A 14080-nucleotide genomic window follows, 5' to 3' on the forward strand; every position below is an offset into this window, starting at 1 on the left:
CTTCCTTTATTTAGCATTTTATATTGATCGAAAATCCGATAATTTTTGATTTAGTTCTAACTCTTCAAGTTGATGGCTTGTTACATTTGATGCTGGTGAGGCACCTTCAATTACACCTTGAATAAATCTCTCTATATCTGCGTCATCCCCTTGTGCATATATCTCTACATAGTCATCTACATTTTGAACAGTACCGACAATGTTATAGTTCATTGCAATGCGTTGTGTAAAATATCTAAATCCGACGCCTTGAACGCGTCCGAATACTTGTAAATGTATATGTCTCATTTTTACCACCTCATAATGTTATTATACGTAGTTTTACTTAAAAAAACTAATAATTACTATAGTTACTACTTTGTTTGTTTCAAGTCGTCAAACTTGATTTTCAGAGGATAAAGGTATAAAAATAAGTATAGAGTTTTTGAAGTATGGAAGGGGTCTTTAATAATGTGGACAGTTACCAAAATTAGAGCCGATTATGAGGGATGGTGGTTATTCAGTGACTGGCCAGAAAACATTGTTGAAAAATATCAATATCAAGATTTTGATGACATGTTTAAGCACTATCAACAATTGATTAATCAATGTAAAGTTCAGTTCGATAATTATGTCACAGGCAAATATAATATTTATGCATTTTATAATAATTGTGACATGAACTATTGCGAAGATTGTGAAGAGGATTTACAAATATTTTATAGTTTCATTGTTTTACAAAATAATGAAGTATATTATAAACTACCAATAATTGATTAAATGAATATTTTTTATTATTGTATTGCAATTTGGTAATAACTGCACTATAATACAAGTTAAGCAGATGATTATTCCATATTGCAAAGAATATTTGAGTGAAATTTGCATGTATTTTTTGTAATATGCGAATAAGCATATTGAATGAATTTTAGTCTTGGAGGTTTCAGATTATGAAACAAGGTACAGTTAAATGGTTTAACGCTGAAAAAGGATTCGGCTTTATCGAAGTTGAAGGAGAAAATGACGTATTCGTACATTTTTCAGCAATTAACCAAGATGGTTACAAATCATTAGAAGAAGGTCAAGCTGTTGAGTTTGAAGTAGTTGAAGGCGACCGCGGTCCACAAGCTGCAAACGTTGTTAAACTATAATTCTTAGATTTGAATCATTGATTTTAACTAACACCTTACCAAGAAGTAAGGTGTTTTTATATGCTTATTACAAATACTTAACGCGATGAGTTTCTCAGCCAAATTGAGAACTCTTTTTTTATATCACCAACATTGTTTGCAATAGAAAATTATATTTATATAATATAATTATGGTGTACAACGACGAGGTGATTTTATGAAATATCTTATCCTTAGTTTAGTTGCTAATTTATTAGTTTTCGGTGTATTATCTGCAATTGGATTAAATATTAATATTTTAGCAGCAATGATGATTGTATTAGTGATTCCGATAATGATTTCTGGGATACTATTTTTCAAAACTAATATTGATAAAACATACATATTTTTTAACATCATATTTATCGACTTTTATTACTATATTTACAATGTACATTTAATGACTTTGCCAAAGTTTAATAATTATATTAAAGCAGAGATGATGGAATTAGAAGATATTGATGTATTAATTACAAGTAAAGATTTTGGATTTGATGAAATTCTGTTTTATACATTATATTTGTTGTTAATTCTTATCGTTTTATATTATTTGAAAAAGCAAGTAAAGCATAAAATCTAATTTCATGATGCTTGTTTAAAGTGTGGTATGTATATGATGCTTTAAATTAGTTGAATAGGGCTAACTAAATATAAAGGATTAATGACAAAAAGAAATAAATACTTTCTAACTAAAAATGTGCTGTTCTTCCTTTTTTAGAGTATATGTCCAAGCATGTTTTCTACAGTCATCTATAATGCATAAAAATTCCCCGAGTCACAGTATAATTTTCTGTGCTTCGGGGATTACTTTGTTTATTTTTATTTTGTATCATTAATAATGAGCTGTCTTAACGATTGTCGCTTTATAACTTCACGTGCTTTGCCATCTTTTAAGAAAAACACAGAAGGCTTTTGCATTTGATTGTAATTGGATGCCATAGAGTAATGATATGCACCAGTTGATAATATAGCAAGATAGTCTCCACGTTTGACTGATGAAGGTAATTTAGCGTCTTTAATAATGATATCACCAGACTCACATAATTTTCCAGCTATAGTTACACTGTCATCTGCTTCTTCATTTCTATTAACAAGCAATGCTTGATACTTTGCGTCATAAAGTGCAGTTCTGATATGATCACTCATACCGCCATCGATTGAAACATATTTATTAATCTCTGGAATTTCTTTAATGGTTCCAACTTCATATAAAGTAACGCCAGCTTCACCTACAATTGATCGTCCCGGTTCAATACCTATTTCTGGTGCATCTATACCTAGAACTTTAATTTCGGATTTTATTGCGTCTGTAATATCTTTAATACCACTTTCGATAGGGAAACTTTCGTCACCTTCAACATATTTAATACCAAAGCCACCACCAAGGTTTAATAATTCAACTTGAATGCCTTGCTCTTTAAGCCAACGTAAAACAATTTTAGCAGTTTCAATAAATGCTTCTGTACCTTCAATCTGTGAACCAATATGACAATGTACACCTTTTAATTTTAAGTGTTTAGATTGTTGGACTTTGTCAATTGCTTTTTTAGCTAAGCCATATTGAATTGATAATCCAAACTTACTATCTTCTTGCCCAGTTTGAATAAATTCGTGTGTATGTGCTTCAACACCTGGATTAACTCGTAATACAACTTGAACCGTATCATTAGCATAGCGGTCTATTAATTCAATTTCTTCTAATGAATCTATAACAAAATAACCGATATTATTTTCTAAAGCATACCTAATTTCATGTTTCGTTTTATTGTTACCATGGAAATGGATGCGACTCGGTTCAAAACCTGCTTCTAAAGCTGTATATAATTCACCTTCAGAAACAACATCTAACTGTAAATCTTCCTCAGCTACAAGTTTGACCATTTGAATGCAAGTAAATGCCTTTGAGGCGTATGAAATATTGTATTTTAATCCACTATCTTTAAATGCGCGATGGTAACGGCGCATCTGTTCTCTAATTTGTAGTTCATCATAAACAATGGTAGGTGTACCAAAGCTTTGTGCAATCGTTTTTAAACTAATACCATCCATTGTTAATTCGCCATTTTGATTATATTTAACAGTCATTTGAAATGTACTCCTTTTTTAAAGAATCATGATTCATAGCACTTAATTGTTCAGAATTTGCACCAACACCTTTAAAGGTATATTCATCGATGCGGATATCATTATTATAAAGAATAACTTCATCTTGTGCATGTACATTGCCATCTACTTCAACAAACATATGGCTCATCATTAATGCACGTATCGGGTAGCGTTTACCATTGATAAGTGCTTCATGTTTAGCACGAGTTCTTAAAATTCCATCGCCATAACCGATATCAACTACAGCTAATTTTGTATTGTTTTTAGTCACTTCAAAGGCAAAGCTATAACCGCAATAATCACCAGCTTGTACTTCGCGCACTTGAATAACATGTGCTTTTACAGTTAATGACTGAACTATATCATGTTGATTCAGTGAACTATATGGTCTTGAACCGTATAACGCAATACCTACACGCGCATGTGTATGGTGGGGTAGTAATATTTGTCCTTCCCGATAAAAACTCGCACTATTTTGAGCATGGATTAGGTCGAACTGATAACCTTCAGATAAAAGTGCTTCAACAATTTCCATCCATTGTGAACGTTCAACATTATAATCTGACACATCGAATTCATCAGCATATCCAAAATGGGTCCATAAACCACTAATAATCATTTTTGCATTTTGATTATGATGGTGATCTTTCAATACTTCTTTAATTTCGTTTAAATCTTTAAATCCAGACCGATGTAATAAATTTTCAAATTCTAAGTGAACATGAATACCTGCTAAATCATTTTTATGGTTATAGTAATATGTCAACGACGGCAAAGTCATGTGTATTTGATGTTCACGGACTAAATCAAACTCGTAAACTGCATTCATTAAAAAGATTGTTGCATCTGGAGCAAGTTGTCTAATTTGAATTGCTTCTCGTAGTGATGTTGTGCTAAATGTATCTATACCTGCATGGATAAACTGAGTTACAGCAAATTCTAGGTCATAGTGATATGCATTATTTTTAACAACTGCCATTAATGGCTGATTGTTTTTGACTGTGATTGCATTTTGTAAAAATATTTTCTTATTTACAGACCATGTTGCTGTCAATGTATTACACCTCTTTGTAATTATTTAATAAATTTTCGTAAAAATTAACCACGTTTATTAACACTTTTTCATCAAAATTTAAATGTGATGTGTGCAAACCAGTTACAAAACCTTTATCTTCATTTCGTGTTCCTATAAAAACAAAGTAAGCTGGAGCTAGTTGTTGACCATAAAAACTAAAATCTTCCCCAAATAAGAATGGCGTTGGTTTGTCATAGACATTTAAATCAGCTTTTATTAAGGCGTCCTCTATTTGAGTACGTAATTTCGGACTATTGATTGTAGGGGGATAACCTTCTGCAAATTTAACTTCACATTCTACATTAAACAGAAGCTTGACACTTTCTGCTATCTTGTGCATTTGATTTTTAACGATTGTTAAATCATCAATATCATATGTACGAATTGTACCTTCTAAATAACCATTACTTGGTACAGTGTTAATCGCTTCACCAGCTTTAAAATGACCAATATGAACAATATTTCGTTTCAAACCGTTAAGGTGAAATTGTTGAATTTGTGATATTTGAGTTAATACATGTTGTAATGCTTCACCACAAGAATGACCTTGTTCTTTATCAGCAACATGACTTGACAGGCCTGTTAAGAAAAAGCGATACTCTGTTGCGCTGGCCGTAATTTCTTCATCTCTTATCACTGCAATGCCTTCATCAGCAAATGGGTTAACATGAATACCAAATACCGCTTCAATTGGATACTTATCAAAGGCACCGGCTTTTATTAATCGATTTGCACCGCCACCAGTTTCTTCTGCAGGTTGGAAAATGAAAACGACATTTTGCGGTAATTGACCTGCGTCTTGCATGTCTTTGCAACGTTGTACAAAAAGCATTAATGCAGTTGTATGACCATCATGTCCACAAGCATGCATCACATGATCAGATTGACTGCGATAAGGCACATCATTTTCCTCTAAAATAGGTAACGCATCAATATCAGCTCTATACGCTATCGTATGTGAGCCATTACCTTCTAAGTATGCAATGACGCCAGTTTCCAATGGGCAATCGTATTTAATATTTAAACTATCTAAAAACGCTTTAATATAAGCAGTTGTTTCAAATTCATGTAAGCTTAATTCAGGATGTTGATGTAAATGACGGCGATGTTTCGTAACAAATTCTAATTCATTCATAATTATCAATCCTTTGTGTTAAATTACTATATAAATAGTGTAACGTATTTCGAAATTTGTGATCATAAGTTTATTCAATGATAAACAATAAGGTTGAGACATAATCGTATCTCAACCTTGAAATTATTATACGTTGACGTCACTAGTCATTCAGTTTTCTTAATGCTGCTACAATATCTTTTTTAGTATCTTGTACTTCAGAAGCTTGCTTAATCACTTTTGCAGGTGTACCAGCAACAACTGCACCAGCTGGTACATCTTGTGTCACAATCGCGCCAGCTGCAACAATAGCACCTTTACCAACACGTACACCTTCTAAAATAACTGCATTTGCACCGATTAATACATCATCCTCGATTATAACTGGTGATGCACTAGGGGGTTCAATCACACCTGCCAATACTGCGCCAGCCCCTACATGTACATTTTTACCAGTTGTAGCACGACCACCGAGAGTAGCATTCATATCAATCATTGTACCTTCGCCAACGACTGCGCCAATATTAATTGTTGCGCCCATCATAACGACAGCACCATCTTCAATAATGGCTTGTTCTCTAATAAATGCACCTGGTTCAATACGTGCATTCGTATTTGTTAAGTCTTTTAATGGAATGGCAGAATTGCGACGATCCATTTCAATTTCTATATCTTCGAATTGACTACCATATGCTTCGTAAAAAGGTTTCCAATCATCCGCTTCACAAAAGATTACTTTAGATTGTTCTGAACCAAATACTTTAAAACTTTCTGGGTATGTGATGCCTTCAAAATTACCATTTAAATATACTTTTATTGGTGTAGACTTTTTAGCATCACTTATATATTGAATAATTTCTTCAGCTGTTAAATGTTGTACCATAAAATAATCGATCTCCTTTAATATGTTTATAAGTTGTCAAACGTATAAAAGCCGTTTGGTTTATTAACTAAGCGTTCTGCTGCTTGTATAGCACCATTCGCAAAAATATCTTTTGATTGTGCACGATGTGTGATTTGAATCGTTTCATCAGTGCCAGCAAATAGAACTTCATGTTCACCGACAATCGTACCTCCACGAATAGAATGTATACCAATATCTTGTGGCTGGCGTTTTTCATTTAATTCATGTCTATCATACACAGGTGTTACATTTTCTTTCAAAGATACGATCACATCATACAATTTTTCTAACGTACCACTTGGTGCATCTACTTTTTTATTATGATGTGCCTCAGTCAATTCGATGTCGAAATCATCAAGTAGGGGAACAGCAGCTGCTAAAATTTTAGTCAGTGCATGAACGCCATAACTCATGTTCGCGCTGAAAAATACAGGCATATTTTGACTCAATTCATCTAACTTATTAAGTAGTTTTTCTTTCTCGCCAGTTGTTGCCACAACTAATGGCAAATGAAACTCTTCATCTAATAATGGGAATAATAGATTCGGATTTGAAAAATCTATTGCAACATCGGCATCTTTAACATCTGCAATATGTTGATATTGTTGATATGGCGTTGTTGCTTTCGGTGTATTTTCAATGACCCCAACGATTTCATGTCCTTTTTCTTCTGCTAATCTAGCAACGCGTTGATTCATTGCACCATAGCCAATTAGTAATATTTTCACTCATTTTCACCCGCTTTAAATGTGTCATATGCTTCACGAAGCACTTTAGTATCTGTATCTTCTAGGCTAACCAATGGTAAACGTAATTCATAGTTTCCAAATTCTAAATAACTTGTTAAAGCTTTAATAGGAATTGGGTTAATATCAACTGATAGGGCTGATAACAGTGTGCCGATTGGTTTAAATTGATCTTGAATATCTAATCCACTTTGTTGAGCATCGTATAACGCTTGAAATTCTTTAGGAATGACATTGGCAATAACAGAGATAACCCCTTGACCGCCACGTTGATAGTATTCGACGACGTTGTCATCATTGCCACTATATAATGCAAATGAATTTGTATCAATTCGCTTTTTCACTTCTTCTAAATACTCAAAATCATTCGTAGCATCTTTTAAAGCAACTATATAAGGATGTTGACTTAATATTTCTACAGTTTCTGGTTCAATTGTCATGTTCGTTCTTGAAGGAACATTGTACAGCACGACTGGTAATTTCACAGCATCTGTAATCGCTTCAAAGTGTTTGACTAAACCACGTTGGTTCGTTTTGTTGTAGTAGGGCGTAATTAACATAATTGCATCAGCCCCTAAGGCTTTAGCTTGGATTGAAGCTTGGATTGACTTTTCAGTATCATTAGTGCCAGTTCCTGCTATGACAGGAACACGTTTATCTACAAGATCAATAACTGTTTTTAGAATGCGTTCTTTTTCATCTGTTGTTAAAGTAGGGCTCTCAGCAGTAGTTCCATTAACGATGATTGCTTGGGCATTATTTTCTAGTAAAAAATTAACGTGTGCTTTCAAAGCTTCAAGATTAACTTTGTTATTTGTAAAAGGGGTTGTAAGTGCAACGCCAACACCCTCAAATAAATGTGTCATTTTAATTCGCTCCTTTTAAACGCATAACTTGTTCCAATACTTGTACAGCATTTAATGCAGCACCTTTTAATAAATTGTCTGATGTACACCATACATGGAAAGTATTTTCTAATGAATCATCTCTACGTATACGGCCAACAAACACTTCATCTTTATTAGTGGAATTGATTGCCATTGGATATTCATTGTTCTCTGGATTGTCTACTAAAACAACGCGGTCATCTTGATCAAATAACGCTTTAATATCTTCTGCTGTCGTTTCTTTGTCAAGCGTTACATCAATTTCAACACTATGACTATCTTGAACAGGCACACGTGCGCATGTTGCTGTTACTTTTAAGTCTGGCGCATTTAAAATTTTTCTCGTCTCATCAATCATTTTTTGTTCTTCTTTTGTATATCCGTTTTCTAAAAACACATCAATATGCGGTAACACATTATTATAAATTGGATGTGGATATGCTTCTGGTGCTTTACCATTTACACCTTCAGCTAAATCTTTCTTACCTTTCATCCCTGAACCTGATACAGCTTGATATGTTGTATATGCCACTCGTTTTAAACCATAAGCATCTTGCAATACTTTTAATGGCACAACAGATTGAATCGTAGAGCAGTTTGGATTGGCAATGATACCTCTTGTAAATGTAGGTTCATTGACTTCCGGAACGATTAAATCAATATCTTCTGCCATACGCCATTGACTTGAATTGTCTATAACGATTGCACCAGCTTTTTCAAAGAGTGGGGCAAAGTGTTCGCTTGTACCGCCACCAGCACTCATTAATACATAATCGAAATGTTCACTAGCACGAGCATCAGTTAATTCTTGTACTGTATATGTTTTTTCTTGAAATTCAACTTCTTGCCCTGCAGAACGTGCTGATGAAAATAATACTAATTCATCGAAAGGAATATTTTTACGATTTAATGTCTCCAACATTTTTGTGCCTACTAATCCTGTTGCACCCACAACTGCTAACTTTGTCATAACTTGTCACTCCATTTTATAATAATTTCCAATTTTTAGAATATTTTAACAATCATTTTACCATTAAATGTTAAATGCGTCATATAGTTTTTCTACCGCTTGTTGCCCATTAAAATCATCAATGACGTATGAAATACTTATTTCAGATGTTGTTGTTTGGTAGAAAGGTATATTATTTTCAATTAATGTCAAAAATGCTTTTGATGCCACACCTGACATATCACGCATGCCTGAGCCAATTAATGAAATTTTGACATAATGCTCATTGATTTTATAAGCTAATGCTTCATATTGATTCTTTAATGTTTCAAGAATCATAGAAATTTGATGAAAATCACTATCTTTAATCGTGAAGGATAGTTGTAGCCCATCCAAGTTGACGATTTGTGAAATCATATCAACATTTACAGCACCTTCTTCAAGTTCCGTAAATAGTTGGGTAAGTAGCTGATTGTCAGGTAGGGGATAACTAATTGTTACATGCATCATATGTTTATCCAAAGCCACACCAGTAACTGCTTTTTTCTCTAATATTTCTTCATTTGACATAATCCATGTTCCTTTCACGTTCGATAAAGTTTTTCCTAAATATAAAGGGATATTATAGTTTTTAGCTAATTCAACACTTCTTGTTTCAAGTACACCAGCACCTAAAGCGCTCATTTCCATCATTTCTTCATATGAGACGATGTCTAGTCGTTTAGCCTTTGGTAAAAGTCTTGGGTCAGTGGCATACACACCATCAACGTCGGTATAAATTTCACAAGGTATTTGATTACTAACAGCAAGTGCCACAGCGGTCGTATCAGAACCGCCTCTGCCTAAAGTTGTTAATTCCTGATGTTCATTGATGCCTTGAAATCCAGCAACTACTAAAATATCGTTTTCTTGAAAGGCTTGTTCAAATGTTTGAGGATTAATTTGAGCAATTTTACTTTTTAAATGATGGCCAATGGTTTTAATACCCGCTTGATAGCCAGTCATTGCTTTGGCATTCACACCGATATCATTTAATACCATTGATAAATAAGATACAGTTTGTTGCTCTCCGGTTGTCAATAATAATGCCAGTTCTTGTTGTTTTGGTGCTTTAGTCAAGGTCGATACATTCGTCATTAATTGATCTGTTGTGTTACCCATAGCACTTACAACGACAATTAATTGTTCATCTTGATTGACTCGCTCCTTTAACATTTCAGCGATCCTTTTTATTTTTGTAAAATCACTGACGGATGATCCGCCAAATTTCAACACACTTCTTGTTACCATATAATCCTCCTAATTGTTAGGAAGGGCACACAATAATAAAAAAAGAACAAGTTCGGAATGCGAACTTGCTCTTAATCTATATACAAGTGATGCACTCCATTATTTTTAAATAATGACAAACTCTCAGCTCTTAACCAAAAAGTCCAACAAATTATAACTGCTATTATAATCGCTTCGGCATCGCACCCTTTCAAATTCAGCTGTTAGCAGACAGTAATCTAAACTTTACTCATGATTGATGCGCCTCATCAAAATATTATTAAATTGGTATGTGTTCATTATACATATGACAAATATGAATGTAAACCGATAATTTAGATTTTTTGGAATAACCTGAAAATTCAAGTTATAGCGTTGCTTATATTTTAAAAGGTGGTGATAATGAGACTTTTTGAAAAATAAAATTCAAAATACTTATAGCATACTCAATATGCACATTAAATAAATGTACTCTTTTAATGCGGTGATAACTGTATTTGTAATTTAGAGAAGGGGTGTTCACTGTGCTGATGTGCTAAAAAATAAAATAAAAAGGACACGAGGCTGGGATATTAAGTTCTTAGGCAATGTAAAAAGAGGCTGAGACGGCACCCTAGGAAGGGACCCGTCATCAAAAATTCTATTTATAGAATTTTACAGTAATGTGCCAGACGGGCAAAGCGAAGCCATTCAATACGAAGTATTGTATAAATAGAGAACAGCAGCAAGATATTTTCTAATTGAAAATATCTTACTGCTGTTTTTTTAGGGATTTATGTCCCAGCCTCACGACCAGTTAATGTCTATTAAATTGAATATAGTCTCGGGCATGAATCAATGCCCTAGACCCTGCAATGTTATATTGACAGTAGTTGACTGAATGAAAATGACTTTGTAGCTAGCTTTTTTCAATCCTTGTCGGTGCAACACATAGAGAAATTGGATTCCTAATTTCTACAAACAATACAAGTTGCGGAATAAGTCCCAATATAGAAGGTGACAGTAAGCCAACTTACAATAATGTGCAAGTTGGTCGGGCCTCAATACAGAGATTTTCGAAAAGAAATTCTACATATTATGTTTATTTTAAAACGCCGATTTCTTGCAAGTATTCTTCATATGGAATTTCTTTTGAAACGCCGCCTTGTTTATTTAAATCGATAACACGGTTTGCAATCGTGTTGATAAATTCGAAGTCATAAGAAGTAAAGATGATAGAACCTTTAAATGATTTAAGACCATCATTGACAGCAGTAATACTTTCTAAGTCTAAGTGGTTAGTAGGTTCGTCAAGTAAAAGTACATTCGCACTTGATAACATCATTTTACTTAGCATACAACGTACTTTTTCTCCACCTGAAAGCACACTAGCTTTTTTCTTAACTTCTTCACCACTAAATAACATACGACCTAAGAAACCACGTAAAAATGTTTCTGTTTGTTCATCTTCAGGAGCATATTGTCTTAACCAATCAACGAGATTCATATTTACACCCTCAAAGAACTCTGAGTTATCTTTAGGGAAGTAACTTAATGATGTAGTAACACCCCATTTAAATGAACCTTCGTCTGGTTCCATTTCGCCAGCTAATATTTTAAGTAATGTTGTTTTTGCAATTTCACTATCTCCAATTAAAATCGCTTTATCATTTGGATTCATTGTGAATGATACATTATCTAATACTTTTTCGCCGTCAATTGTTTTAGAAAGATTTTGAACGATTAATAAGTCGTTACCAATCTCACGCTCAGGCGTGAATTTAACGAAAGGATATCTTCTTGATGATGGTTGAATATCATCTAATTCAATTTTCTCAAGTTGTTTTTTACGACTTGTTGCTTGTTTAGATTTAGAAGCGTTAGCTGAGAAACGTGCAATAAAGTCCTGTAACTCTTTCATTTTTTCTTCTTTTTTCTTGTTTTGTTCTTGAGCCATCTTTTGAGCTAACTGACTAGATTGATACCAAAAATCATAGTTACCAACATAAACTTTAATTTTACCGAAGTCTAAATCAGCGATATGAGTACATACATTATTTAAGAAATGACGGTCATGCGATACTACGATAACAGTATTATCAAAGTTAATTAAGAAATCTTCTAACCAACTGATTGCTGGAATATCGAGACCGTTAGTAGGCTCATCCAGTAATAGTACGTCTGGTTCACCGAATAAACTTTGCGCTAATAATACTTTAATTTTTTGGTTGTTTTCTAATTCAGCCATTTTTTTATCGTGTAAAGTTGGATCGATACCTAAACCAGATAAAAGGTTAGCAGCATCAGCTTCAGCATTCCAACCATTCATTTCTGCAAATTCACCTTCAAGTTCAGCAGCACGGATACCATCTTCATCACTGAAATCTGGCTTCATATAGATTTCATCTTTTTCTTTCATAACCTCATAAAGACGTTCGTGACCTTTAATTACAACATCAAGCACGCGTTCATCTTCATAAGCATAGTGGTCCTGTTTTAAAACAGCTAGACGTTCATTTTTACCTAATGAAACATGTCCTGTTTGAGAATCTAATTCACCAGATAATATTTTTAAGAATGTTGATTTACCTGCACCATTCGCACCAATTAATCCATAACAATTACCTTCTGTAAATTTAATATTTACATCTTCAAATAGTTTACGATCTCCAAAACGTAAACTCACATCAGTTACTTGTAACATGCATTTTCTCCTTTTTTTCATTCGATATTCTAACGGAAGAATTATATCATATTATCGTCACAGTTTCGACCTCATATAAGTTGTAATGATAGAATGACTCACACATGTTATAATAATAAAGAATACAAGAATCGAAGGAGAATAACATGGCATTAGACAAAGATATAGTAGGTTCTATAGAATTCCTTGAAGTAGTAGGGTTACAAGGCTCAACTTACCTTTTAAAAGGACCAAACGGTGAAAACGTAAAGTTAAACCAATCAGAAATGAACGATGATGATGAATTAGAAGTAGGTGAAGAATATAGTTTCTTCATTTATCCAAACCGTTCAGGTGAATTATTTGCAACTCAAAATATGCCTGATATTACGAAAGATAAATATGATTTTGCTAAAGTACTTAAAACGGATCGCGATGGGGCACGTATAGATGTTGGTTTACCCCGTGAAGTGTTAGTACCATGGGAAGATTTACCAAAAGTGAAATCACTATGGCCACAACCTGGTGATCATTTGCTAGTTACATTACGAATTGACCGTGAGAATCATATGTATGGACGTTTAGCGAGTGAATCTGTTGTAGAAAATATGTTTACACCTGTACACGATGATAATTTAAAAAACGAAGTCATTGAAGCCAAACCTTACCGCGTATTACGAATTGGTAGCTTCTTATTAAGCGAATCAGGTTACAAAATTTTCGTACATGAATCAGAACGTAAAGCTGAACCAAGATTAGGTGAATCTGTTCAAGTTAGAATTATCGGGCATAATGATAAAGGTGAGTTAAATGGTTCATTTTTACCACTTGCACATGAACGTTTAGACGATGACGGCCAAGTCATCTTTGATTTACTAGTTGAATATGATGGTGAATTACCATTCTGGGACAAATCAAGCCCTGAAGCGATTAAAGAAGTATTCAATATGAGTAAAGGTTCATTCAAACGTGCAATCGGTCACTTATATAAACAGAAGATTATTAATATAGAAACAGGTAAAATCACTTTAACTAAAAAAGGTTGGAGTCGAATTGACTCAAAAGAATAATCATTTTTACACGTGTCGTAGGATGCGTGTTTTTTATATTCAATATTAAGTCGGACAGATGAAGTAGTTTTTTAAACATTCCTTTCAAAGTAAAAAATTAAATAATTCAAACGAATAGGCTGGGACATTAAGTTCTTAGGCAATGTAAAA

At 33.6% G+C, this 14080-nt stretch carries 14 protein-coding genes and 1 riboswitch; of the genes, 4 read left to right on the top strand and 10 right to left on the bottom strand.

Going from position 1 to position 14080, the window contains the following annotated elements; translation table 11 throughout:
- Nucleotides 1-18: 18 nt before the first annotated feature.
- Entirely contained in the window at nt 19-288 is a 270-nt protein-coding gene (locus HMPREF3247_RS09185) for an acylphosphatase (RefSeq protein WP_001215907.1), read from the bottom strand.
- Between the two features lie 162 nt (nt 289-450).
- Here HMPREF3247_RS09185 and msaA point away from each other — a divergent pair, with 162 nt between their 5' ends.
- The 3 genes from msaA to msaC all read left to right on the top strand — a co-directional run bounded on the left by msaA (nt 451) and on the right by msaC (nt 1728).
- Nucleotides 451-759 (top strand): regulatory protein MsaA, encoded by a 309-nt coding sequence (gene msaA, locus HMPREF3247_RS09190; RefSeq protein ID WP_000269923.1) that lies wholly within the window; start codon nt 451-453, stop codon nt 757-759.
- Between the two features lie 170 nt (nt 760-929).
- Nucleotides 930-1130, top strand: a complete 201-nt coding sequence (cspA, locus tag HMPREF3247_RS09200; RefSeq protein ID WP_000809131.1) for a cold shock protein CspA — start codon at nt 930-932, stop codon at nt 1128-1130.
- Nucleotides 1131-1326: 196 nt separating this feature from the next.
- The gene (gene msaC / locus HMPREF3247_RS09205) at nt 1327-1728 is read left to right on the top strand and encodes a sarA expression modulator MsaC (RefSeq protein ID WP_000876201.1); all 402 of its coding nucleotides are present in this window, start codon (nt 1327-1329) and stop codon (nt 1726-1728) included.
- A 239-nt stretch (nt 1729-1967) separates the two neighbouring features.
- Here the strand turns inward: msaC and lysA are convergent, their stop codons facing one another.
- The 9 genes from lysA to HMPREF3247_RS09250 form a co-directional block, all read right to left on the bottom strand.
- Nucleotides 1968-3233, bottom strand: coding sequence for a diaminopimelate decarboxylase (gene lysA, locus HMPREF3247_RS09210; RefSeq protein WP_000216946.1), 1266 nt, complete (start codon nt 3231-3233; stop codon nt 1968-1970).
- On the bottom strand, nt 3223-4308 hold the full coding sequence (locus HMPREF3247_RS09215) for an alanine racemase (RefSeq protein WP_000127595.1): 1086 nt from the start codon (nt 4306-4308) through the stop codon (nt 3223-3225). Before HMPREF3247_RS09215 ends, lysA begins: the two co-directional genes overlap by 11 nt.
- Before the next feature lie 4 nt (nt 4309-4312).
- Nucleotides 4313-5464, bottom strand: coding sequence for an amidohydrolase (locus HMPREF3247_RS09220; RefSeq protein WP_001003795.1), 1152 nt, complete (start codon nt 5462-5464; stop codon nt 4313-4315).
- 142 nt (nt 5465-5606) lie between these two features.
- Complete coding sequence (gene dapD / locus HMPREF3247_RS09225; protein ID WP_070866234.1) at nt 5607-6326, bottom strand: 2,3,4,5-tetrahydropyridine-2,6-dicarboxylate N-acetyltransferase; 720 nt, start codon at nt 6324-6326, stop codon at nt 5607-5609.
- A gap of 26 nt (nt 6327-6352) precedes the next feature.
- Nucleotides 6353-7075 (bottom strand): 4-hydroxy-tetrahydrodipicolinate reductase, encoded by a 723-nt coding sequence (gene dapB / locus HMPREF3247_RS09230; RefSeq protein ID WP_000698231.1) that lies wholly within the window; start codon nt 7073-7075, stop codon nt 6353-6355.
- Nucleotides 7072-7959 (bottom strand): 4-hydroxy-tetrahydrodipicolinate synthase, encoded by an 888-nt coding sequence (gene dapA, locus HMPREF3247_RS09235; RefSeq protein ID WP_000149280.1) that lies wholly within the window; start codon nt 7957-7959, stop codon nt 7072-7074. Before dapA ends, dapB begins: the two co-directional genes overlap by 4 nt.
- A 1-nt stretch (nt 7960) precedes the next feature.
- Nucleotides 7961-8950, bottom strand: coding sequence for an aspartate-semialdehyde dehydrogenase (locus tag HMPREF3247_RS09240; RefSeq protein WP_000163523.1), 990 nt, complete (start codon nt 8948-8950; stop codon nt 7961-7963).
- A gap of 63 nt (nt 8951-9013) precedes the next feature.
- Complete coding sequence (locus HMPREF3247_RS09245) at nt 9014-10219, bottom strand: aspartate kinase (RefSeq protein WP_000258716.1); 1206 nt, start codon at nt 10217-10219, stop codon at nt 9014-9016.
- A gap of 81 nt (nt 10220-10300) precedes the next feature.
- Nucleotides 10301-10476: riboswitch (Lysine riboswitch) on the bottom strand.
- A gap of 803 nt (nt 10477-11279) precedes the next feature.
- Nucleotides 11280-12881, bottom strand: coding sequence for an ABC-F family ATP-binding cassette domain-containing protein (locus HMPREF3247_RS09250; protein ID WP_000942303.1), 1602 nt, complete (start codon nt 12879-12881; stop codon nt 11280-11282).
- A gap of 146 nt (nt 12882-13027) precedes the next feature.
- Here HMPREF3247_RS09250 and cvfB point away from each other — a divergent pair, with 146 nt between their 5' ends.
- Complete coding sequence (gene cvfB / locus HMPREF3247_RS09255; protein WP_001162352.1) at nt 13028-13930, top strand: RNA-binding virulence regulatory protein CvfB; 903 nt, start codon at nt 13028-13030, stop codon at nt 13928-13930.
- Nucleotides 13931-14080 lie beyond the last annotated feature (150 nt).

Source organism: Staphylococcus sp. HMSC36A10 (assembly GCF_001838845.1).
Lineage (GTDB): Bacteria > Bacillota > Bacilli > Staphylococcales > Staphylococcaceae > Staphylococcus > Staphylococcus aureus.